Origin of the sequence: Fundicoccus culcitae (genome assembly GCF_024661895.1) — a bacterium.
Classification (GTDB): Bacteria; Bacillota; Bacilli; order Lactobacillales; family Aerococcaceae; genus Fundicoccus_A; species Fundicoccus_A culcitae.
Genome location: NZ_CP102453.1, coordinates 112,860 through 133,117 on the forward strand (window position 1 = coordinate 112,860; position 20,258 = coordinate 133,117).

General features: G+C 35.9%; 23 protein-coding genes. 22 read left to right on the forward strand and 1 reads right to left on the reverse strand.

All coding sequences use genetic code 11. From position 1 onward, the window contains the following. Positions 1-176: 176 nt before the first annotated feature. A complete protein-coding gene (locus tag NRE15_RS00535) occupies positions 177-455 on the reverse strand; it encodes a DUF1827 family protein (protein WP_313793693.1) in 279 nt (92 codons plus the stop codon). A gap of 307 nt (positions 456-762) precedes the next feature. On the opposite strand from NRE15_RS00535, the gene NRE15_RS00540 reads away from it, so the two are divergent. The 22 genes from NRE15_RS00540 to eno all read left to right on the forward strand — a co-directional run bounded on the left by NRE15_RS00540 (position 763) and on the right by eno (position 20,204). After that, complete coding sequence (locus tag NRE15_RS00540) at positions 763-1,029, forward strand: phosphocarrier protein HPr (RefSeq protein WP_313793694.1); 267 nt, start codon at positions 763-765, stop codon at positions 1,027-1,029. Position 1,030: 1 nt separating this feature from the next. Next, positions 1,031-2,764 carry a phosphoenolpyruvate--protein phosphotransferase gene (gene ptsP / locus NRE15_RS00545; protein WP_313793695.1) on the forward strand — a complete coding sequence of 578 codons (1,734 nt, stop codon included), beginning with the start codon at positions 1,031-1,033 and terminating at the stop codon, positions 2,762-2,764. A 229-nt stretch (positions 2,765-2,993) separates the two neighbouring features. Beyond that, positions 2,994-4,211 carry a glycosyltransferase gene (locus tag NRE15_RS00550; RefSeq protein ID WP_313793696.1) on the forward strand — a complete coding sequence of 406 codons (1,218 nt, stop codon included), beginning with the start codon at positions 2,994-2,996 and terminating at the stop codon, positions 4,209-4,211. Next, positions 4,204-5,073: an NAD(P)-dependent oxidoreductase gene (locus tag NRE15_RS00555; protein ID WP_313793697.1), complete on the forward strand. Its 870-nt coding sequence runs from the start codon at positions 4,204-4,206 to the stop codon at positions 5,071-5,073. The genes NRE15_RS00550 and NRE15_RS00555 overlap by 8 nt, the downstream gene beginning before the upstream one ends. A 103-nt stretch (positions 5,074-5,176) precedes the next feature. Next, positions 5,177-5,404 carry a YkuJ family protein gene (locus NRE15_RS00560; RefSeq protein ID WP_313793698.1) on the forward strand — a complete coding sequence of 76 codons (228 nt, stop codon included), beginning with the start codon at positions 5,177-5,179 and terminating at the stop codon, positions 5,402-5,404. A gap of 255 nt (positions 5,405-5,659) precedes the next feature. Then, positions 5,660-6,187, forward strand: a complete 528-nt coding sequence (locus NRE15_RS00565; RefSeq protein WP_313793699.1) for a YqeG family HAD IIIA-type phosphatase — start codon at positions 5,660-5,662, stop codon at positions 6,185-6,187. Beyond that, a complete protein-coding gene (yqeH, locus tag NRE15_RS00570; RefSeq protein ID WP_313793700.1) occupies positions 6,180-7,289 on the forward strand; it encodes a ribosome biogenesis GTPase YqeH in 1,110 nt (369 codons plus the stop codon). Before NRE15_RS00565 ends, yqeH begins: the two co-directional genes overlap by 8 nt. Positions 7,290-7,317: 28 nt before the next feature. After that, positions 7,318-7,632 carry a ribosome assembly RNA-binding protein YhbY gene (gene yhbY, locus NRE15_RS00575; protein WP_313793701.1) on the forward strand — a complete coding sequence of 105 codons (315 nt, stop codon included), beginning with the start codon at positions 7,318-7,320 and terminating at the stop codon, positions 7,630-7,632. A 12-nt stretch (positions 7,633-7,644) separates the two neighbouring features. Then, complete coding sequence (locus NRE15_RS00580) at positions 7,645-8,319, forward strand: nicotinate-nucleotide adenylyltransferase (protein ID WP_313793702.1); 675 nt, start codon at positions 7,645-7,647, stop codon at positions 8,317-8,319. Between the two features lie 16 nt (positions 8,320-8,335). Further along, positions 8,336-8,923: a bis(5'-nucleosyl)-tetraphosphatase (symmetrical) YqeK gene (gene yqeK, locus NRE15_RS00585; protein ID WP_313793703.1), complete on the forward strand. Its 588-nt coding sequence runs from the start codon at positions 8,336-8,338 to the stop codon at positions 8,921-8,923. Next, positions 8,905-9,297, forward strand: a complete 393-nt coding sequence (gene rsfS, locus NRE15_RS00590; RefSeq protein WP_313793704.1) for a ribosome silencing factor — start codon at positions 8,905-8,907, stop codon at positions 9,295-9,297. The genes yqeK and rsfS overlap by 19 nt, the downstream gene beginning before the upstream one ends. Beyond that, on the forward strand, positions 9,294-10,040 hold the full coding sequence (locus tag NRE15_RS00595) for a class I SAM-dependent DNA methyltransferase (RefSeq protein ID WP_313793705.1): 747 nt from the start codon (positions 9,294-9,296) through the stop codon (positions 10,038-10,040). The genes rsfS and NRE15_RS00595 overlap by 4 nt, the downstream gene beginning before the upstream one ends. Positions 10,041-10,054: 14 nt before the next feature. Further along, positions 10,055-11,224, forward strand: coding sequence for a tRNA(Met) cytidine acetate ligase (locus NRE15_RS00600; protein WP_313795019.1), 1,170 nt, complete (start codon positions 10,055-10,057; stop codon positions 11,222-11,224). 70 nt (positions 11,225-11,294) lie between these two features. Further along, positions 11,295-11,846: a YceD family protein gene (locus NRE15_RS00605; RefSeq protein WP_313793706.1), complete on the forward strand. Its 552-nt coding sequence runs from the start codon at positions 11,295-11,297 to the stop codon at positions 11,844-11,846. A 29-nt stretch (positions 11,847-11,875) separates the two neighbouring features. Further along, a complete protein-coding gene (rpmF, locus tag NRE15_RS00610; RefSeq protein ID WP_313793707.1) occupies positions 11,876-12,055 on the forward strand; it encodes a 50S ribosomal protein L32 in 180 nt (59 codons plus the stop codon). A 117-nt stretch (positions 12,056-12,172) separates the two neighbouring features. Beyond that, a complete protein-coding gene (clpP, locus tag NRE15_RS00615; protein WP_313793708.1) occupies positions 12,173-12,769 on the forward strand; it encodes an ATP-dependent Clp endopeptidase proteolytic subunit ClpP in 597 nt (198 codons plus the stop codon). 324 nt (positions 12,770-13,093) lie between these two features. Then, the gene (locus NRE15_RS00620; RefSeq protein WP_313793709.1) at positions 13,094-14,140 is read left to right on the forward strand and encodes a sugar-binding transcriptional regulator; all 1,047 of its coding nucleotides are present in this window, start codon (positions 13,094-13,096) and stop codon (positions 14,138-14,140) included. A 28-nt stretch (positions 14,141-14,168) separates the two neighbouring features. Next, positions 14,169-15,176 carry a type I glyceraldehyde-3-phosphate dehydrogenase gene (gap, locus tag NRE15_RS00625; RefSeq protein WP_313793710.1) on the forward strand — a complete coding sequence of 336 codons (1,008 nt, stop codon included), beginning with the start codon at positions 14,169-14,171 and terminating at the stop codon, positions 15,174-15,176. A 104-nt stretch (positions 15,177-15,280) separates the two neighbouring features. Next, the gene (locus NRE15_RS00630; RefSeq protein WP_313793711.1) at positions 15,281-16,471 is read left to right on the forward strand and encodes a phosphoglycerate kinase; all 1,191 of its coding nucleotides are present in this window, start codon (positions 15,281-15,283) and stop codon (positions 16,469-16,471) included. A gap of 31 nt (positions 16,472-16,502) precedes the next feature. Then, on the forward strand, positions 16,503-17,261 hold the full coding sequence (gene tpiA / locus NRE15_RS00635; protein ID WP_313793712.1) for a triose-phosphate isomerase: 759 nt from the start codon (positions 16,503-16,505) through the stop codon (positions 17,259-17,261). Further along, complete coding sequence (gpmI, locus tag NRE15_RS00640) at positions 17,261-18,793, forward strand: 2,3-bisphosphoglycerate-independent phosphoglycerate mutase (RefSeq protein ID WP_313793713.1); 1,533 nt, start codon at positions 17,261-17,263, stop codon at positions 18,791-18,793. Before tpiA ends, gpmI begins: the two co-directional genes overlap by 1 nt. 109 nt (positions 18,794-18,902) lie before the next feature. Further along, positions 18,903-20,204 carry a phosphopyruvate hydratase gene (gene eno / locus NRE15_RS00645; RefSeq protein WP_313793714.1) on the forward strand — a complete coding sequence of 434 codons (1,302 nt, stop codon included), beginning with the start codon at positions 18,903-18,905 and terminating at the stop codon, positions 20,202-20,204. Positions 20,205-20,258: the final 54 nt, after the last annotated feature.

The window sequence follows — 20,258 nt, forward strand, 5'->3', positions numbered from 1 at the left end:
AAAACCGAATTTTCTGAGATAGCTTTGTCTTAAGGCTATGATAGAAAGTTCGGTTTTTTTGTTGGCTTTAGCGAGTAGTGAAAGGGTATGGGATAAAGCTAATCGAGCATCAAAAGTCTAATTTTATGACTGTATAGCCTTATTTGTAGCATCGTAATTTTCCAATCACCCATCCATTACATACGTGATTCAATTTCTACAAAGTTGTGACCATACAATATTTCTAGATTGTCACGTGAACTTAAATGAAATAGAAAATCAATGGTAAAGTCGATTTCACGATCATGAATTTTACGGACGCGGTTTACTAGGATAATATTTTGATGTGTTTCAGCTTGAGTATGTATCACAGTCGTTCCGCCAATTGTATAGACTTTAACATGGTAGGCATCAGTATTTTCTAATTGGTTATTCACTAAGTCAAAATGACTGTTCGTTACATCAATAATTTTCATGATTATGTCTCCTTTATTTTTTAAACCGTAGCGAAGTAATTGATTAATCGGTGATATTGGATTAACCTTTTCTGAATATCATTATACGCTTTTTTTACAATTAATTATAGATTAAATCTATGCGTAGACAAATAATAATTAGCTTCCATAAACATGATAGCGCTTTATAATACAAGAATAAAAATGGAAAAACTTGATTAAAATAAGGTTTATCCTTGTTGAAACCCAAAAAAAATGTTATTCTTTATAAGAAAGGATTTATTGAAAATAAATCCTGAAAAAACAATGTTAAAGGGGTCATTCGATTATGGAAAAAAGAGAGTTTAAAGTAGCAGCAGAAACTGGAATTCATGCTCGTCCAGCAACATTATTAGTTCAAACTGCAAGCAAGTTTTCTTCTGATTTAAATTTAGAGTACAAAGGTAAATCAGTTAACTTGAAATCAATCATGGGAGTTATGTCTTTGGGAGTTGGCCAAGGCGCTGATGTAGTAATTACAGCTGACGGTTCAGACGAAAAAGAAGCGATTGAAGCAGTTACTGAAACAATGAAAAATGAAGGTTTAGCTGAATAATATGGCTACACTTAAGATAACAGGAACAGCAGCGAGCGATGGCATTGCTATTGCTCCTGTTTATTTATTGACGCAGCCGAGCTTAGAGTTTGAACGTGTGACCGTAGAGGATAGTACTCAAGAAATTAATCGTCTACAAGATGCGATATCAGTCGCTAAAGGTCAAATCGAAAAGATTCACCAAATAGCTCTGCAATCACTTGGTCAAGAAGAAGCTCAAGTGTTCGAAGCACATTTACTTGTGTTAGAGGACCCTGAGTTTACAGGACAAATTGAAAGTAAGATTGAAACCGAAAAAGTAAATGCAGAAGCAGCCTTAAAGGATGTTTCGGATTTATTTATTTCAATGTTTGAAGGTATGGTTGATAACCCATATATGCAAGAAAGAGCGGCAGATATCCGTGATGTTTCAGAACGTGTATTAGCAGCGTTACTAGGCGTTAATTTGCCAAATCCGGCAACCATTTCTGAAGAAGTAATTATTATAGCTGATGATTTAACACCAAGTGACACTGCGCAATTGAACAAACAATATGTTAAAGCTTTTGTGACTAATGTTGGTGGACGTACCTCGCATTCAGCTATCATGGCTCGGTCATTAGAAATTCCAGCAATTGTAGGAACAAAAACAATTACGACAGATGTTAAAGAAGGCGATTTATTAATTGTTGATGCTTTAGAAGGTGTTGTTTTAGTCAATCCTACGGATGAAGAAATAGCTACTTATCAACAACGAGCACAAGTGTACGAAGCACAAAAAGTTGAATTAGCAAAACTTGTTTCTGAGCCAACCGTTACGCGTGACGGAAAACAGCTTGAATTAGCCAGTAACATTGGAACACCTAAAGATGTTCCAGCTGCTATTGCCAATGGCGCTGAAGGTATCGGATTATACCGTACAGAGTTCCTGTATATGGATTCTGCTGATTTTCCAACTGAAGATGAACAATATGAAGCTTATAAATCTGTTTTAGAACAGATGGAGGGTAAACCAGTTGTTGTTCGTACAATGGATATTGGGGGAGACAAGGAATTACCTTACTTAGAATTGCCGGATGAAATGAATCCATTTTTAGGGTATCGTGCCATTCGTATTTCGCTAGATCAACAAGATATGTTTAAAACACAGTTACGCGCATTGTTACGTTCATCAGTTGCAGGGAAACTACGTATAATGTTCCCTATGATTGCAACATTGAATGAATTTAGGGCAGCTAAAGCGATTCTTGAAGAAGCTAAACAAGAATTACTTGATGAAGGCGTGGCGGTTGCAGATGATATCCAAGTGGGGATTATGATTGAAATACCGGCTGCAGCTGTTTTAGCTAAACAATTTGCTAAAGAGGTTGATTTCTTTAGTATTGGAACGAATGATTTAATTCAATATACGATGGCTGCAGACCGTATGAATGAACGGGTATCTTACTTATACCAACCGTATAACCCTTCAATCTTAACTTTAATTAAAAATGTGATTGATGCAGCACATGCTGAAGGAAAATGGGTAGGTATGTGTGGTGAGATGGCTGGTGATCAAATGGCTGTGCCACTATTAGTAGGTTTAGGATTGGATGAGTTTTCAATGAGTGCTACAAGCATCTTGAAAACACGTAGTTTAATTAGCAAATTAGACTCAAATGAAATGAAAGTTTTAGCCGATAAAGCTGTTAATGAATGTGGAACAGTAGAGGAAGTTGTTGCATTAGTGGAAGAAGCAATGGCAAAACTAGATTAATCCTGGATCATAAATTTTTAAATACGACTCTAAATAAATAACGCTTGTTGCTTAAACGGATCAGATGAGCGAGGATATTTATATAGAGTCGTTTTTTATATTTTTGTGATAACAACTAAGACTTAAGTAGGAAAATACCAAAAAAAGGCTAGCTTTTTTTAAATCGACTTTTATTTTGAGCGAAATTTACCTATAATGAGACTAACAAATAGAGATAGTTGGTGTATTCATGAACATAGGATTGTTTACAGATTCATATTTTCCTCAAGTAAGTGGTGTGGCTACATCGATTGAGACACTTCGCAATCAATTAGAGCATCGAGGACATAAGGTCATTATTTTTACGACAACCGATCCAAACGCAACAATGGAGCGTGGTATCGTTAGATTACCAAGTGTTCCATTTGTTAGTTTTCAAGATAGAAGGATTGCTTATCGAGGATTTGATCGTTGTCTCAAAATTGCTAGAGAATATAATTTAGATATTGTTCATACGCATACAGAATTTAGTCTTGGGCTAGCGGGGAAATATATTGCGAGTCGTTTAAAAATACCAAATATTCACACCTATCATACGATGTATGAAAAATATACACATTATATTTTTAATGGTGAATTAATTCAAGCTAATCATGTTCGCGTGTTATCTAGAATGTTTTGCGAGAAAACACAAGGTGTAATTACACCTAGTGTCATTACATCCAATAAATTAAGAGAGTATAATATCAAAGTTCCCATAGCAGTTATACCGACAGGTGTTGAAATACCGTCTTTTGATGAAGCAAGACGACAAACCTTTCGGACGCAGTTAGGTTATACTGATGAAGATGTGGTTTTGTTATCTTTAAGTCGATTGTCAAAAGAAAAAAATGTTGACCAAGTAATTGCTGCCTTTAAGGAAATTAATCAAGCAAACACGTCGACAAAGTTATTAGTCGTCGGGGATGGTCCAGCAAGAGCTGATTTAGAGCTACAGGCAAAAGATTGTTCGGCCGTTTCATTTGTTGGTGAAATAGATCATTCAAGTGTCCAACAATTTTATCAGGCAGCAGATTTATATGTTAATGCTAGCGATTCTGAAACACAAGGTCTCACTTATCTGGAGTCTTTTGCCAATCGTTTGCCAATTGTAGCTAAATCTAATTCATATTTAGAATCGATTATGCCTGATGTTCAGTTTGGGGCATTATTTGATGAGGAACATAGTATGACGGATGTCGTGTTAGACTATTTAAAGAATAAAGCCGAAGGTATAATTCCTGAAATTGAAGCCGAGTCACTTGTGGGTATATCAGCAGAACATTTTGGTGAAGAAGTTGAAAAATTCTATCATCAAACAATTTTAAATTTTTCACATCAAGACAATACAATGTTTGATAAACTTTATACATCTATTAAAGAATTAATACATGATGTTGTTATTGGAGGAGGAAGTAAGAATGAATAAAATTGGATTTATTGGTTTAGGAGTCATGGGAAAAGAAATGGCGCGTCATCTTTTAAGTACGGGTCATGAGGTTCATGTTTATAATCGCACTAAGCAAAAAGCTGATGAATTAGTGGGGTACGGTGCACATTGGCAAGATACGCCTTATGATGTAGCTAAAGCAACCGATTTTGTTTTGACAATCGTCGGTTATCCTAATGATGTTGAAGAAGTCTATTTTTCAAAAACAGGTTTGTTTGCTGGAGGTCATGAAGGGCAAATTTTTATTGATTTAACGACCTCTACTCCAAGTTTAGCTAAACAAATTTTTGAACATGGACAAACCGTTGGCATAGAAACCTTAGATGCACCTGTTTCTGGTGGTGATATTGGAGCCAAAGAAGCTCGTTTAACAACAATGGTCGGTGGTAAGAAAGAAACGTTTGATCAAGCCAAGCAAATTTTAGATTGTTTTAGTGCAAAAGTAACTTACATGGGTGAAGCGGGTAGCGGGCAACATACAAAAATGGCCAATCAGATAATGATTGCTGGTACAATGGTAGGGATGGTTGAAACGTTATTGTATGCTGATAAGATGGGATTAGATAATGAAAAAGTTATCGAAATCTTAAATTCTGGTGCGGCAGCCAATTTCTCATTAGCTAATTATGGCCCGCGTATTCTGAAAGAAGATTATTCGCCTGGCTTTTTTGCTAAGCATTTCTTAAAAGATTTAAAGATTGCTATTGATGAAGCGGAAAAACAGAATTTAAACTTACCAGGCACCAAATTGGCTGCTAGTCTTTATGAACAAGTCGTTGATTATGGGTATGGTGATTTTGGGACACAAGTTTTAATAAAATATTTAAAAGAAACCATGTAACTAACCTTGCAATTTTGCTGTATTTTGGTACGATACTATAAGAAAAAATGCCTTGTCGAAAATTTGCTATTTTCGATTATCCTAACATAGAAAGGATTTTCTTATGAAACCATCTGTATTAACTGGTATTATCCAACGTTTAGAGGCTATGACGACAACTGATAATGAAATTGAAGTTCGGCGCTTCGAACTGAATGGAGTCGAAAAATGCCAAGTATCTTACGATCGTTCGACTGAAATGTTTGAAATGACTGATCGTGAAACTAATGGTGTTTATCAATTTGATGATTTAGATTTAGTGGCCATTGAAATATACGAATTACTGGGTTAATTTGATAATTTCGTTTTTGTAAATAGGACTGAGCGTTTTAAATGCTGAGTCTTTTTTTATGGTCAAAAATGAGGGGCTAGTGATTTTATGCCATGCATTTTGGGAAATTACTCGTTATCGAGAAAGACATTAAGTTTTTTGCTTGGACTATGCTATAATAGGTTAAATTAATATTATTTGAATCAAGCTGTTCGTTTCTTATTTATCCACTTAATGTCATGAAGAACTGTGATTCATTAAATCAAGGAGGTTAGGATGAAGAAGTATTTTACTCCAAATTGGAAAATTAATTCCATTTACAATATTACAGCTGAAGATTTATTAAACCATGGTTATCGGGCTGTTATTATTGATTTGGACAATACGCTTCTTGCATGGAATCAAGCTGATCACACAGTAGAAATGGCTGAATGGATGGAAGAAATTTCCCAGGCGCAGATTAAAGTTTATATTTTGTCCAATAACAAACTTCAGCGAGTGGCTAGAGTAGCCGAACCATTAAAAATCCAATATAGTGCTAATGCGATGAAGCCCTTCAAGAAAAGTTTTAAAAAAGCTGTTGACCATTTAGCGGTACCTAATGAAGAAATTGTTGTAATCGGTGATCAATTAATGACTGATGTTTTTGGAGCTAATCGATTTGGTCTAGATTCAATTCTTGTCCGGCCGATAGCGTCGAATGATATTATTTACACAAGATTAAATCGATTACTTGAAAAAATTATTTTTAAATGTGTCGGTATTGATCGACATGCTGATTGGGGAGAAACTTTAGATGACTGATATAATACAATGCGTGGGTTGTGGTTCAATTATTCAAACAACAGATCCCGAACAAGCAGGCTATTTACCTGCGTCTGCACTTGAAAAAAGTTTAGAGAAGGGAACGTTGTATTGTCAAAGATGTTTTAAGTTAAGACATTATAACCAATTACAAGATTTAACAATTTCTGACGATGTCTTCTTGGATAAATTAAGTGAAATCGCTGAAGATAAAGCTTTTGTTATTTGTATGATTGATATATTTGATGTTGAAGGGAGTCTTATACACGGCTTGCCTAGATTTATTGGCAATCAACCTTTTATTGTATTTGTTAATAAAATGGATTTGTTGCCTAAATCAACCAATCAAAAGCGTGTGAAACAATGGATTCAAAGACTTCTGAAAGATAACGGACTTTACCCTAATGATATTATTTTGGGTAGTGCAAGCAAGAATAATACCTTAGCTGATTTGCGAGAAATCATTGAGAAGGAAGCTCGCAATAGTAATATATATATTGTAGGTGTAACGAATGTTGGTAAATCTACGTTAATTAACCATTTAATTGAGTATTACGGCGGGGATAAAGAAGTAATTACTACTTCAAATCATCCAGGAACGACCTTAGATATGATTAAAGTGCCTGTTAATGATAAATATGCCATTATCGATACGCCTGGAGTAATCCATCGAACACAATTAACCTTACATTTAAATCGGGAAGAGTTAAAGATGGTTTTACCAAACAAAATGATTAAACCAACCACTTTTCAATTAAATCCTGATCAAACGATATTTATTGGTGGTATTGGGCGTGTTGATTTTATTAAAGGCGAAAAGACATCTTTTACATTTTATGTTTCAAATAATTTGTATCTTCATCGTACGAAAACTGAACGTGCCACAACGTTTTATGACGATCACATAGGTGAGTTATTACAACCACCGTTCAAAGAAAATTTGGAGTCGTTTGGAGATTTAAGTGCTAGAACAATCAAGCTATCCGCTAACCAGGATATTGCGATTTCTGGTTTAGGGTGGTTTACGGTTAATCATGATGTTGAAGTCGTTTTATGGATTCCTAAAGGCGTCGGGGTATCAATTAGAGACTCAATTATTTAGTAAGAGGTTAGATATAGGAGGAATTTGCTTGGATTTAAATAAAGCTCAATTAAAATATTTACGAAAATTATCACATAAGGAAAAACCCCTTTTTCAACTAGGAAAGTTAGGGTTAACCGATGTATTCATCGAACAAATTGATTCAGCTTTAACCAAAAGAGAATTGATTAAGTTTGTGATTTTACAAAATAGTGATGAGGATTTAGTTGAAGCAACCGAAATCATTGCTGAACGCACAAACGCTACAATTGTTCAGACAATTGGAAACACGGCTATTTTATATCGACCATCAGCAAAAGAAAAATACCAAGAAATTAGCCAAGAAGTAATGGCTTTGGCATAGGAGGACTTAATCATGTCAATTGAGACTAAAATTCAAATTTTCACATCATTGGATGAGGTCTTTAGTGTGTTTTCCTATTCCCAAGAAGCACGTCAACCCTCCCAATTTGATCGGAATCGAATTGGTATTTTAGGAGGAACGTTTAATCCACCACATATGGGACATTTGTTGATGGCGGAACAAGTTGGGAATCAATTAGATCTTGATGAAATTTGGTTTATGCCAACAGCAAAACCGCCACATGCGCCAGGTAAAAAGACGATTGCAGCACAACATCGTTTGCAAATGGTTCAAAAAGCCATTGATAATAATCCTCTGTTTAAATTACAACCTTACGAAGTGAATCGTGGGGGTACAAACTATACGGTTGATACGATGCGACATTTTGTTGAAGAATACCCACAATCTGATTTTTACTTTATTATTGGTGGCGACAGTGTCAATGATTTAACTACCTGGCGTGAAATAGATGTTTTAAATCAATTAGTTCAATTTGTCGGTGTTAGAAGGCTAGGATCAAGACCATATGATTCACCTTATTCGATTATTTGGGTGGATTCACCTTTAATTGATTTATCGTCATCTGAAATTCGTTTGAGAGTCTATTTAGAACAATCGATTCGTTATCAGGTCCCCCAAGCAGTTGAAGAGTATATAATGAAACATCGTTTATACATGGAACAATAGACAGGGGTTAAAGTAGATGGAGTACACACAAGATTTAATTAATTGTCAACGAGAAGACTTATTAATGAAATTAAAGAATCAAATTAGCCCGAAACGCTATGAGCATGTTTTGGGTGTTGAAGAGACTAGTTTAAAATTAGCTCAACGGTATAATGTTGAGCGTGAAAAAGCTTCAATTGCTGCTTTGTTACATGATTATGCAAAAGAAATGGATCATGAACAGATGTTGAATTTAGCGTGCAAGTATTGGGATGAACCTATGTTACTAAATGCTTCTGGTGAGATTTGGCATGGATTTGCAGCCGCTCAAATAGCTAAAGATGAATTTCACGTCACTGATAAAAGTATACTGACAGCTATTGCTGGACACACCATTGGGTGGTTTGAAATGGATGATTTATTCAAAGTTTTATATTTAGCGGATTATACTGAAAGTGGTCGTGATTTCCCAGGTGTAGATAAAGCACGTGAATTATCAAAAAGAAATTTAGATGAAGCGGTAACTTTCAAAATGACGCAAACCTTGAAGTACTTATTGGATGAAAGACAAGGTATTTTTATACCAACGGTTGATATATACAATCAGTGGGTCAAACAAAATTAGGAGGAATTGATATTAAGACAGTTAAAGAAAAGTTAGAATTAATTGTTAAGGCAATTGATGATCGTTTCGGACAAGATATTGTTGCGTTAGAGGTAAAAGACTTAACCCCACTTGTAGACTATTTTGTTGTCACGCATGCTAGCAATGACCGTCAATTAGATGCGATTGTTGAAGCTGTTAAAGATGTCGTAGAGGAAAATGAAATTCCACTTAAAAATATTGAAGGTAAAGATGGCGGTAAATGGGTGTTAATTGATTTGAACGATATCGTCGTTCATGTATTTTATTATAGTGAGCGACTACATTATAATTTAGAAAAAGTTTGGCAAGATGCACCCTTAGTTAATTTATCAGAATGGATTAATGTAAAATGAGTTTTTCGAAAATAGCACCTATTTATGATCGTTTTAATGATTTGACTGTTTATGAAAATTGGTTAGATTTTACTTTAGACTATCTCGATGGACCGGGGATGAAGGTTTTAGATGTTGGCTGTGGGACGGGTTATTTTACACAAATGCTTGCTCCTTTTAGTGAGACGATAACGGGTGTTGACTTAGACGCGCAAATGTTAAAACAGGCTCAAGCGGCTTATTCAATTCCGAATTTAGAATTTAAACAGGCAAATATGTTGGATCTCAGTAGTTTATCAAATGATTATCAATTAGTGACATGCTTTGCTGATACCTTGTGTTTTTTAAAAAATATTGAGGAAGTTGAACTAGCCTTGAAACAAATCTACCAACGAATGACTTCTGATAGTATTCTTTTGTTTGATGTGTGGACACCCTATCAGATAAAGGAAGGCTTTCATGATTTTAACTATTTTGATTTAGATGATCTGGCTGTTTTAACTTGGCAAAGCCGCAGTTATCCAGATCAATTGATGGCTGAACATTATTTAACCGCTTTAAGTAAAATTGAAGAGAGCGGATTATACGAACGTGTGGATACTCAATTAGTTGAAAGAACCTATCCTATGGAGAAATATCAAAAAGCCCTTCGAAAAGCGGGATTTAATGACATCGAAGTTACGGTTGATTTTGGAAATGACTTGTTTAACGCAAAGGTACATCAAACAGTGGATAGATGGTTTTTCGCTGCGTATAAACAGTAAGTGGGTGAACAATCATTAAAAGTGTAGGCGTCATTACTGAGTACAATCCTTTTCATCTAGGCCATGCTTATCAATTGCGTCAGATGAAAGAGCAAACACAAGCGGACATCATCGTTGTTGCTATGAGTGGTAATGTTGTCCAAAGAGGTGAATTCGCCATACTGGATAAGTGGAAAAGAGCGGAAATAGCTGTCCAATCCGGTGCAGATTTGGTCATCGAGCTTCCTTTGTTAGCCAGCCTACAGGCTGCTGACTATTTCGCTTATTTTGGCATCCAAGCGCTGTCCCATTTTAAAGTTGATATATTTGCTTTCGGGACCGAAACGGCTAGTACGTCGCAATTACAAAGCTATACGGAAGATGTCATTGAAAAAGAACACTTAATTGATGAGGCCGTTCCTAAATTAATTGCTAAAGGCTTTAGTTATGCAGCCGCATCTCATATGGCAACCCAGCAGGTGATGTCAGCTAGTTCTACCGACTTTAATCCAAGTTCATCAAACCATATTTTAGCTAAACAATACCTACTTCAGAATCTAAAACTAAAGCATCCGATGCAAGCCTTAGCTATCCCACGATTAGACCGTGACTCGATGGGCAAAGATCTACTCAGTGGCAGTCAAGTTCGTTCTGATTGGTTCCATAATAATCTTTCAAAAGACAAGGTACCTACATTAACTTATAATGCCTTACAGCAAAATCCTACGATTCGCTGGGAAGATTATTGGGATTTGTTGAGATATGCCGTTCTATCAAAAACACCATCAGAATTGCATGATACCCTTCATGTACGTGAAGGGATAGAAAATCGCATCATCGACCAAATAAAACAGGCTGAAAATTTTCATCAATTAACCGATGCCTTAACGTCTAAAAGATGGACGACGTCATCGATTCAAAGAATATTACTAGCTATTTTATTAAATATGAATCAATCAAAATGGGTGCGTTATGCACAAGCATTTGAAGAGGCACCTTTTTACCGTGTGTTGGCTTTCAGTCAACAAGGTCAAGCTTATTTGCGTTTATTAAAACAAGATAATATTTCGTTTCAAACTAAATTAAAACATAATCAAACCCAGGCTTATTTTGGTAATTTAAGAGCCGATCAGATTTATGCATTAAATCCTAGACATAACATTCGCGAACAAAACTATCAAACTTTAATCCATATAAAAAAATAAGTCGAATCGAGTAATTGACTTAGAAGCAAAATTTGAGTATAATTCAATTTGTCGTTTTAGAGGTGATTTTATGAAATGGACCATTCGAAGAATAAAAGAATCCCCTGATGGGGTTTTAACATTTGACGAATTAATACATGTAGCAGAAGCTATCCAAATGCGTAATAAATCAGTAGTTAATCTTGAACCCGTTCAAGTCAGTGGTTATTTGTCTGCAATTGATAACGAGATTATTTTGCATTGTCAAGCCAAGGTGAATATTACCTTGCCGTCAACTCGCAGTTTAAAACCTGTCTTGTTGCAATTGACAATTCCAATAAAGGAAAGATATGTGTATCCTAATTTTGATACCAATCTTCAGGACTATGAAGAAACTACGATAGTCCTTGAACATGATTATATAGATCTTGAATCAGCTGTTATTGATGCGATATTGCTTAATTTACCAATGCGTGTCCTTGCAGAAGATGAAGGTAACCATGATTTACCTAAAGGTAATGATTGGATGGTATTAACCGAAGAAGATTATAAAAGGCAGCAAAAAGAAGCATCAGATCAAAAGATTGATGAACGCTTTGCTGGATTACAATCCCTATTTAACGAATTGAAAGAAGAAGAATAATTTCTTCCAAAAAACCAGGAGGTGTAAAAATGGCAGTACCAAAAAGAAAAACATCAAAAGCAGCTAAAAGAAAACGTCGTACACATTTTAAATTAGAAGTTCCAGGTATGAATAGTTGTCCTGAATGTGGCGAATTAAAATTAAGCCACCGTGTATGCCCATCTTGTGGATACTACAATAATAAAGAAGTTATAGCAACTGCTGAATAATATTAAGAATCGAAGCCTAGTCTTCGATTTTTTTTTATTAAATCAAACATAAACATTGACCTTTCTTGACCAATAGGTTATACTTACATGGTATTGATTTTTAAAGGAGGAAAACACATGAATTTAGTTCCTACAGTAATTGAACAATCAGCTAGAGGTGAACGTGCTTATGATATTTATTCACGTTTATTAATTGATCGTATTATAATGTTAAGTGGACAAATCGATGATAATGTTGCGAATAGCGTTATTGCTCAATTGTTATTTTTAGAAGCACAAGATCCAGAAAAGGATATCTATTTGTATATAAATTCACCAGGCGGTAGTGTAACAGCTGGATTAGCAATCTATGATACAATGAATTTTATCAATGCTGATGTACAAACAATCGTAATTGGTTTGGCTGCTTCAATGGGGTCATTCTTATTGACAGCTGGTACTAAAGGCAAACGATTTGCTTTACCAAACGCTGAAATTATGATCCATCAACCTTTAGGTGGGGCACAAGGTCAGGCGACTGAAATTGAAATTGCGGCTCGCCACATTTTAGCAACGCGTGATCGCTTAAATAAAATTTTATCAGAACGCACGGGTCAACCGATTGAAGTCATCGAAAAAGATACGGATCGTGATAACTTTATGACGGCTGAACAAGCTAAAGAGTATGGTATCATCGACGAAATTATGGAAAAAAATACTAATTTTGGTAAATAATCGATTAATATCAGCTTAATTTAACTAAATCCTTCAATTCTTAATTCGCTCTGAATTAAAGAATTGGAGGATTTTTTTAATGATTGAGCGTTAGGTGTTCATTTAGTTAGCTGGGATATATTTCAATTTGTGAATGAATGGTCGAATTGAGACCAACTAGAGGGAAATCGAGATATTTATTAATCTTATAGTGTTATTATTTGCGCCGATTAAAATTTAGTGGTACAATGAACTAGTATTGAACGTTACTTATTGTTTGATAGCTTCTATAAAAATTAAGCAGTCAACCAGTTGGACGCAAAACGACCAACCAGGAGGAGCCATATGCAAGATGTCATTTCAATGCTAAAAGTAATTGTGCCTGAACTTGAAGACTATTTAAATCAAAGACTTCAGATTATGAACCATTTAAAAATGTTTAATAGCCGTATTGGTCGCAAAAAATTGGCCGAGGAAGTTAATTTAACTGAAAGAAGTTTAAGGACAACGCTCGATGTCCTTAGAGAACAAAATTTAGTGGATGTTAATTCACAAGGCATTCAGTTAACCAACTATGGTTTGTCAGTTTTAAATCAATTAGATAACTTATTGTTAGATTACCAACCGTTTTATCAACAAGAACAGCAAATGAAACAATTATTAGGTATTGATCATTGCCGAATTGTTCCTGGTGATGTTGAAGAAGATGACAATGTATTTACATTGATTAGCCAATTAGTACAAGAACTTTTAATAGGAATTTTAGATAGTAGTGAACCTAATGTTATTGCTGTAACAGGAGGATCGACTTTAGCTAGAATTGGAGAAGATTTTAGCCCTCGTTTAACCAAACATCATGATATTACTTTCGTTCCTGCGCGTGGTGGTGTTGGTGGGTCATTTCACATCCAATCAAATACAGTCGGTGGCGTTATGTCACAACAAGCAAATGCAAAATATGTCCCATTATTCATTCCGGAGAATATCGATCAGAAGATGTACGATGTACTACTTTCTGATGCTTCCATTCGGCGGGCAGTTCAATTAAGTAAACAAGCAAATGCCTTGTTATTAAGCGTAGGAACTGCTAATGTTATGGCAGAAAGAAGAGATATTTCTAAAGAACAAATTAAGCTGTTAATTGATGGGAAAGCAGTAGGCGAAGCTTTTGGGATATTTTATAATAAAGATGGTGAAATTATTCTAAGACTGCCACGTATCGGCATTCAAATGGAAGATTTAAATCAATTTCCGATTCTAATGACAATTGTTGCTGGTAGTTCCAAAGCGGATGCTTTAGTGGCATTTTATAAAATGACTCATGCACATGGATGGTTAATCTGTGATGAAGGGGTCGCAAATACGGTTTTAAGTGGGTTAAAAGCCCGTTAAAATAAAAATCTTTAGGAGGAAGTCATTTATGACAGTAAAAGTTGGTATTAACGGTTTTGGACGTATCGGACGTTTAGTATTTCGTCGTATTCTAGAAACAGATTCAGATTTAGAGGTTGTGGCAGTTAACGATTTAACTGATAGTAATAACCTAGCTTACTTGCTTAAATACGATACTGCTCACGGTCGTTTCCCATTTGATGTTCAAGTAAATGAAGAAGGCTTTGTTGTAGATGGAAAAGATATCAAAGTATATGCTGAAAAAGACGCTAATAATTTACCTTGGGGTGAATTAGGAGTTGATATCGTATTAGAATGTACTGGCTTCTATACCTCTGCTGAACAATCGCAAGCACACATCAATGCTGGTGCTAAACGTGTCTTGATTTCTGCCCCTGCTAAAAGCCCAGAAAACAAAACAATTGTATTTGGTGTTAACGAAGGTACTTTAGATGCTGAAGATACAATTATCTCTGCAGCTTCTTGTACAACAAACAGTTTAGCTCCTGTCGTTAAAGTACTACATGATAACTATGGTATTAAAGTTGGTAACATGGTAACTGTCCATGCCTATACAGCTACACAAGTATTACAAGATGGACCAAGCAGAAAAGACTTCCGTGGTGGACGTGCTGCTGCTCAAAATATTATCCCTTCTTCTACGGGTGCTGCTAAAGCAATCGGTAAAGTTATTCCAGAAGTTAATGGTTTATTAGATGGTTCTTCATTAAGAATTCCAACCATTACAGGTTCACATACTATTTTCTATTCATTATTAGAAAAAGAAACTTCAGTGGAAGAAATCAATGCAGCGATGAAAGCTGCTGAGAGTGATTCATTCTTATACAATGAAGATGATATTGTTTCATCTGATATTATTTCTACACATGCAGGTTCAATTTTTGATGCGACTTTAACTGAAGTTGCCGTGGCTAATGATGGTACTCAATTAGTTAAAACTGTTGCATGGTATGATAATGAAGCAGGTTTCGTTGGTAACATGGTACGTACATTAGAATACTTCGCAAAATTATAATTTGATTCAACGTATAGCGTTTTAAAAGCGTCTATCCAAATTGGCGGGAGGCATGACGCTTCCCGCCTTATTTTTTTAGTAATAAACAGCAAAGGAGACAAATTATGGCAAAGAAAATCGTTACTGATTTAGATGTTTCAGGTAAAACGGTATTAGTTCGTGTAGACTTTAATGTGCCGATGAAAGATGGCGTAATTACAGATGATAACCGTATTGTTGCAGCGTTGGAGACAATCCAATATTTAATCGATCATAAGGCTAAAATTGTTTTATTCTCTCATTTAGGAAAAATTAAAACAGAAGAAGATAAAGCAGCCAATTCCTTAAATGCAGTAGCTGTTCGATTAAGTGAATTACTTGGAGAAGGGGTTGCTTTTTCTAGTGCAACTCGCGGCGAAGAATTAGAAGCTGCTGTTTCAGCTTTAAATGAAGGTGATGTATTACTTGTTGAAAATACACGCTATGAAGATCTTGATGGTAAAAAAGAATCAGGCAATGATGAAGAGTTAGGTAAATACTGGGCTTCGTTAGGTGATTTATTTGTCAATGATGCTTTTGGTACCGCACACCGTGCGCATGCTTCGAATGTGGGAATCGCTTCACACTTAGAATCGGCAGCGGGCTTTTTAGTTGAAAAAGAATTAAAATTCTTAGGCGATGCAGTTGATAATCCAGTACGTCCATTTGTAGCCATTTTAGGTGGAGCAAAGGTATCCGACAAGATTAAAGTCATTGAAAATCTATTAAACAAAGCAGATAAAGTTATTATCGGTGGGGGAATGGCTTATACATTCTTAAAAGCACAAGGAAAAGAAATTGGTAATTCTTTATTCGAAGCTGACCGCGTTGAATTGGCCAAAGAACTATTAGAACGTGCCGGTGATAAAATTGTTTTACCGGTTGATGTTGTGATTGCCGATCGTTTTTCAAATGACGCCAATCGTGAAATTGTATCGGTTGATGACATCCCTGCTGATTGGGAAGGTTTAGACTGCGGTCCTAAATCGGTTGAATTATTTGCAGATGTCTTAAAAGACGCTAAAACAGTTGTATGGAATGGACCGATGGGTGTGTTTGAATTTGAAAACTTTGCTCAAGGAACTATTGGCGTTTGTGAAGCTATTGCTAAATTAGAAGATGCTACGACGATTGTTGGTGGTGGCGATTCTGCAGCAGCTGTGGCTCAATTAGGCTATGAAGACAAATTTACGCATATTTCGACTGGTGGGGGAGCTTCATTAACCTATTTAGAAGGTGAAGTTTTACCAGGTGTAGAAGTTATCGACGAAAAATAGTTTTAGGTATTTATAAAGGAGAGATTAGCTTATGTCACGTAAACCGATTATTGCTGGAAATTGGAAAATGAATAAGAATCATACAGATGCTCGTGCTTTTGCTGCAGCTGTTAAAGATAAAATTCCAGCTAATGATTTAGTTGATTCAGTTATTGGTGCTCCAGCTCTATTTTTAGAATCATTAAAAAATGAAGTTGAAGGAACAGAATTAAAATTAGCCGCTCAAAATTGCTACTTTGAAGACGAAGGAGCATTTACCGGCGAAACGAGCCCCAAAGCACTATCCGATTTAGGGATTGACTATGTAATAATTGGTCACTCTGAACGTCGGGAATATTTTGGCGAAACAGACGAAGATATTAACAAAAAAGCTTTAGCTATTTTCCGTAATGGAATGATTCCAATCATTTGTGTGGGTGAAACGTTAGAACAACGTGAGGCAGGAGAGACTGAAACCTTCGTTTCTGGACAAATTAAAGCCGCACTTAAAGATTTAACGCAAGGACAGATTGAAGCCTTAGTTATTGCTTATGAACCTATTTGGGCAATTGGTACTGGAAAATCATCTTCAGCTGAAGACGCCAATGAAACGTGTGGCGTTATTCGTCAAACCATCAGTGAATTAAGTTCACCAGCAGCCGCTGATGCCGTCAGAATTCAATACGGTGGTTCTGTTAAACCAGCTAATATTGCTGAATATATGGCGCAAGAACATATTGATGGTGCCTTGGTTGGTGGAGCTAGTCTCGAAGCGGATTCATTCTTAGCCTTACTGGAGGCGGTAAAATAATGAGTAAAGCACCTGTTGCATTAATTATCCTCGATGGCTTTGCCATTCGTGAAGAAGTAAAAGGAAACGCCGTAAAAGCCGCTCACAAGCCAAATTTTGATCGTTATTGGAATGAATTTCCTCACAATCAATTAAAAGCTTCAGGGGAAGATGTGGGTTTGCCTGATGGTCAAATGGGAAATTCTGAAGTCGGTCATATGAATATCGGAGCGGGGCGTATTGTTTATCAATCTTTAACACGAATTAATTTAGCAATTAGAGATAAAAGTTTTTTTGAAATCCCTGAATTTGTTGAAGCCATCGATCATGCTATTGAACATAATAAAGCCTTACACTTAATGGGCTTATTATCTGATGGCGGTGTCCATTCACACTATGAGCACCTATTTGCCTTGTTACAATTGGCTAAAGATAAAGGTTTAGAACGTGTTTATATACACGGTTTCTTAGATGGTCGTGACGTTGATCCACAATCGGCGGTTGGTTTCATTAAAGATACCCAAACAAAAATTGAAGAAATTGGCGTAGGTCGTATTGTTTCTATCTCTGGTCGCTATTATGCCATGGATCGTGACAAACGGTGGGATCGCGTTGAATTAGCATATAATGCTGTGGTTAAAGGTCAAGCACCGACCGCAACATCAGCTGTGGCTGGGGTAGAAGCATCTTATGCTAATGGCGTTAATGATGAATTCGTTGTTCCGTTTGTTATTGAAAATCAAAACGAACATCCCGTAGCTATTCAAGATGAAGATTCCGTCATCTTCTTTAACTTTAGACCTGACCGTGCTATACAATTGAGCACTGCTCTATCTAATCCAGCTTTTGATGGCTTTGATGTTGGACCAGATGCACCTAAAAACTTAGATTTCATTACATTTACTGAGTATAGTGATGAGGTCATTTCAAAAGTTGCCTTTAAAAAAATCGATTTGAACAATACCATTGGTGAAGTATTAGCCAACTCGGGTAAAACACAGTTAAGAATTGCAGAAACTGAAAAGTTCCCACATGTCACCTTCTTTATGAGTGGTGGTCGTCATGAAACATTTGAAGGCGAAGAAAGAATTTTAATTCCTTCTCCTAAAGTGGCTACCTATGACTTAAAACCAGAAATGTCTGCTTATGAAGTGAAAGATGCTTTAGTTAAAACCATTAATGAAGATCGTATTGATGCGATTATTTTGAACTTCGCTAATCCAGATATGGTTGGTCATAGTGGTATGTTAGAGCCAACTGTTAAAGCGATTGAAGCCGTCGATGAATGTTTAGGGGAAATTGTTGATTTGATTTTATCTAAAGATGGTTATGCGATTATCACAGCAGACCATGGTAATTCTGATGAAGTTACAACGCTAGAAGGAAAACCTATGACGGCTCATACGACCAATCCTGTTCCTGTGATTATTACTAAAAAAGGTATTACCGTTCGAGATGGTGGACGTTTATCGGATTTAGCACCAACGATGTTAGATTTATTAAATATTGAAAAACCAGACGATATGACTGGTGAATCACTTATTATTGATTAAAAAAGGTTTTGCTTTTTTGATCAATTATGAATAGAATAAGAATAGGTAGTCTATAAGTATGATACATACCATTGTTTATAGAATCCCAAAATATTAAGGAGAGAAAATTATGCCATTTATTACAGATGTTTACGCAAGAGAAGTCCTTGATTCACGTGGTAACCCAACTGTTGAAGTAGAAGTTTATACAGAAAGTGGTGCATTTGGTCGTGGAATGGTTCCTTCTGGAGCTTCAACAGGTGAACATGAAGCCGTAGAATTACGTGATGGTGATGATAGCCGTTACTTAGGAAAAGGAACGACAAAAGCTGTAGATAATGTTAATAATATTATTGCTGAAGCTATCATTGGCTTTGATGTAAGAGATCAACAATCAATCGACAAATTAATGATTGAATTGGACGGTACTCCTAACAAAGGTAAATTAGGTGCTAATGCTATCTTAGGTGTTTCGATTGCCGTAGCTCGTGCTGCTGCTGATTACTTAAATGTTCCTTTATACCAATATTTAGGTGGATTTAACACTAAATTATTACCAACCCCAATGATGAACATTGTTAATGGTGGTTCTCACTCTGATGCACCGATTGCATTCCAAGAGTTTATGATTTTACCAACTGGAGCTCCAAGTTTTAAAGAAGCTTTACGTTGGGGGGCAGAAATTTTCCACGCATTGAAAAAAATCTTGAAAAACCGTGGTTTAGAAACTTCAGTTGGTGATGAAGGTGGATTTGCTCCACGTTTCGAAGGTACTGAAGATGGCGTTGAAACAATCTTAGAAGCTATCAAAGCGGTTGGTTTAGAACCAGGTAAAGATGTATTCTTAGGTTTTGACTGTGCTGCTTCTGAATTTTACGAAGATGGCGTCTATGACTATTCTAAATTCGAAGGCGAAACAGGCGCAAAACGTTCAGCCGAAGAACAAGTTGACTATTTAGAAGAATTAGTTAATAAATATCCTATTATTTCGATTGAAGATGGTATGGATGAAAATGATTGGGATGGCTGGAAATTATTAACTGAACGTTTAGGCGAACGTGTTCAATTAGTCGGTGACGATTTATTCGTAACCAACACTGAAATTTTAGAACGTGGGATCAATGAAAAAGTTGGTAACTCAATTCTGATTAAAGTGAACCAAATTGGTACCTTGACTGAAACTTTTGATGCGATTGAAATGGCTAAAAAAGCTGGCTATACAGCTGTTATTTCACACCGCTCTGGTGAAACTGAAGATTCAACTATTGCTGATATCGCTGTAGCAACCAATGCTGGTCAAATTAAAACAGGTTCTTTATCACGGACTGATCGGATCGCTAAGTACAATCAATTATTAAGAATCGAAGATGAATTAGGCGATGTAGCTCGTTACGATGGCAAAGGTGTTTTCTATAACTTAGAAAACAAATAATTTAACTTTTAAAAAAGTAAACAAGCTCTCACGACATTTTGTTGTGGGAGCTTT

Excerpts from the sequence above, each read along its gene's own strand:
- clpP (WP_313793708.1), top strand. The coding sequence starts at position 12,173 with ATGAATTTAGTTCCTACAGTAATTGAACAATCAGCTAGAGGTGAACGT.
- NRE15_RS00595 (WP_313793705.1), top strand. The coding sequence starts at position 9,294 with ATGAGTTTTTCGAAAATAGCACCTATTTATGATCGTTTTAATGATTTG.
- NRE15_RS00630 (WP_313793711.1), top strand. The coding sequence starts at position 15,281 with ATGGCAAAGAAAATCGTTACTGATTTAGATGTTTCAGGTAAAACGGTA.
- rpmF (WP_313793707.1), top strand. The coding sequence starts at position 11,876 with ATGGCAGTACCAAAAAGAAAAACATCAAAAGCAGCTAAAAGAAAACGT.
- gpmI (WP_313793713.1), top strand. The coding sequence starts at position 17,261 with ATGAGTAAAGCACCTGTTGCATTAATTATCCTCGATGGCTTTGCCATT.
- NRE15_RS00605 (WP_313793706.1), top strand. The coding sequence starts at position 11,295 with ATGAAATGGACCATTCGAAGAATAAAAGAATCCCCTGATGGGGTTTTA.
- NRE15_RS00550 (WP_313793696.1), top strand. The coding sequence starts at position 2,994 with ATGAACATAGGATTGTTTACAGATTCATATTTTCCTCAAGTAAGTGGT.
- NRE15_RS00555 (WP_313793697.1), top strand. The coding sequence starts at position 4,204 with ATGAATAAAATTGGATTTATTGGTTTAGGAGTCATGGGAAAAGAAATG.
- NRE15_RS00540 (WP_313793694.1), top strand. The coding sequence starts at position 763 with ATGGAAAAAAGAGAGTTTAAAGTAGCAGCAGAAACTGGAATTCATGCT.
- gap (WP_313793710.1), top strand. The coding sequence starts at position 14,169 with ATGACAGTAAAAGTTGGTATTAACGGTTTTGGACGTATCGGACGTTTA.
- NRE15_RS00580 (WP_313793702.1), top strand. The coding sequence starts at position 7,645 with ATGTCAATTGAGACTAAAATTCAAATTTTCACATCATTGGATGAGGTC.
- eno (WP_313793714.1), top strand. The coding sequence starts at position 18,903 with ATGCCATTTATTACAGATGTTTACGCAAGAGAAGTCCTTGATTCACGT.
- tpiA (WP_313793712.1), top strand. The coding sequence starts at position 16,503 with ATGTCACGTAAACCGATTATTGCTGGAAATTGGAAAATGAATAAGAAT.
- NRE15_RS00560 (WP_313793698.1), top strand. The coding sequence starts at position 5,177 with ATGAAACCATCTGTATTAACTGGTATTATCCAACGTTTAGAGGCTATG.
- yqeH (WP_313793700.1), top strand. The coding sequence starts at position 6,180 with ATGACTGATATAATACAATGCGTGGGTTGTGGTTCAATTATTCAAACA.
- ptsP (WP_313793695.1), top strand. The coding sequence starts at position 1,031 with ATGGCTACACTTAAGATAACAGGAACAGCAGCGAGCGATGGCATTGCT.
- NRE15_RS00535 (WP_313793693.1), bottom strand. The coding sequence starts at position 455 with ATGAAAATTATTGATGTAACGAACAGTCATTTTGACTTAGTGAATAAC.
- NRE15_RS00565 (WP_313793699.1), top strand. The coding sequence starts at position 5,660 with ATGAAGAAGTATTTTACTCCAAATTGGAAAATTAATTCCATTTACAAT.
- yqeK (WP_313793703.1), top strand. The coding sequence starts at position 8,336 with ATGGAGTACACACAAGATTTAATTAATTGTCAACGAGAAGACTTATTA.
- NRE15_RS00620 (WP_313793709.1), top strand. The coding sequence starts at position 13,094 with ATGCAAGATGTCATTTCAATGCTAAAAGTAATTGTGCCTGAACTTGAA.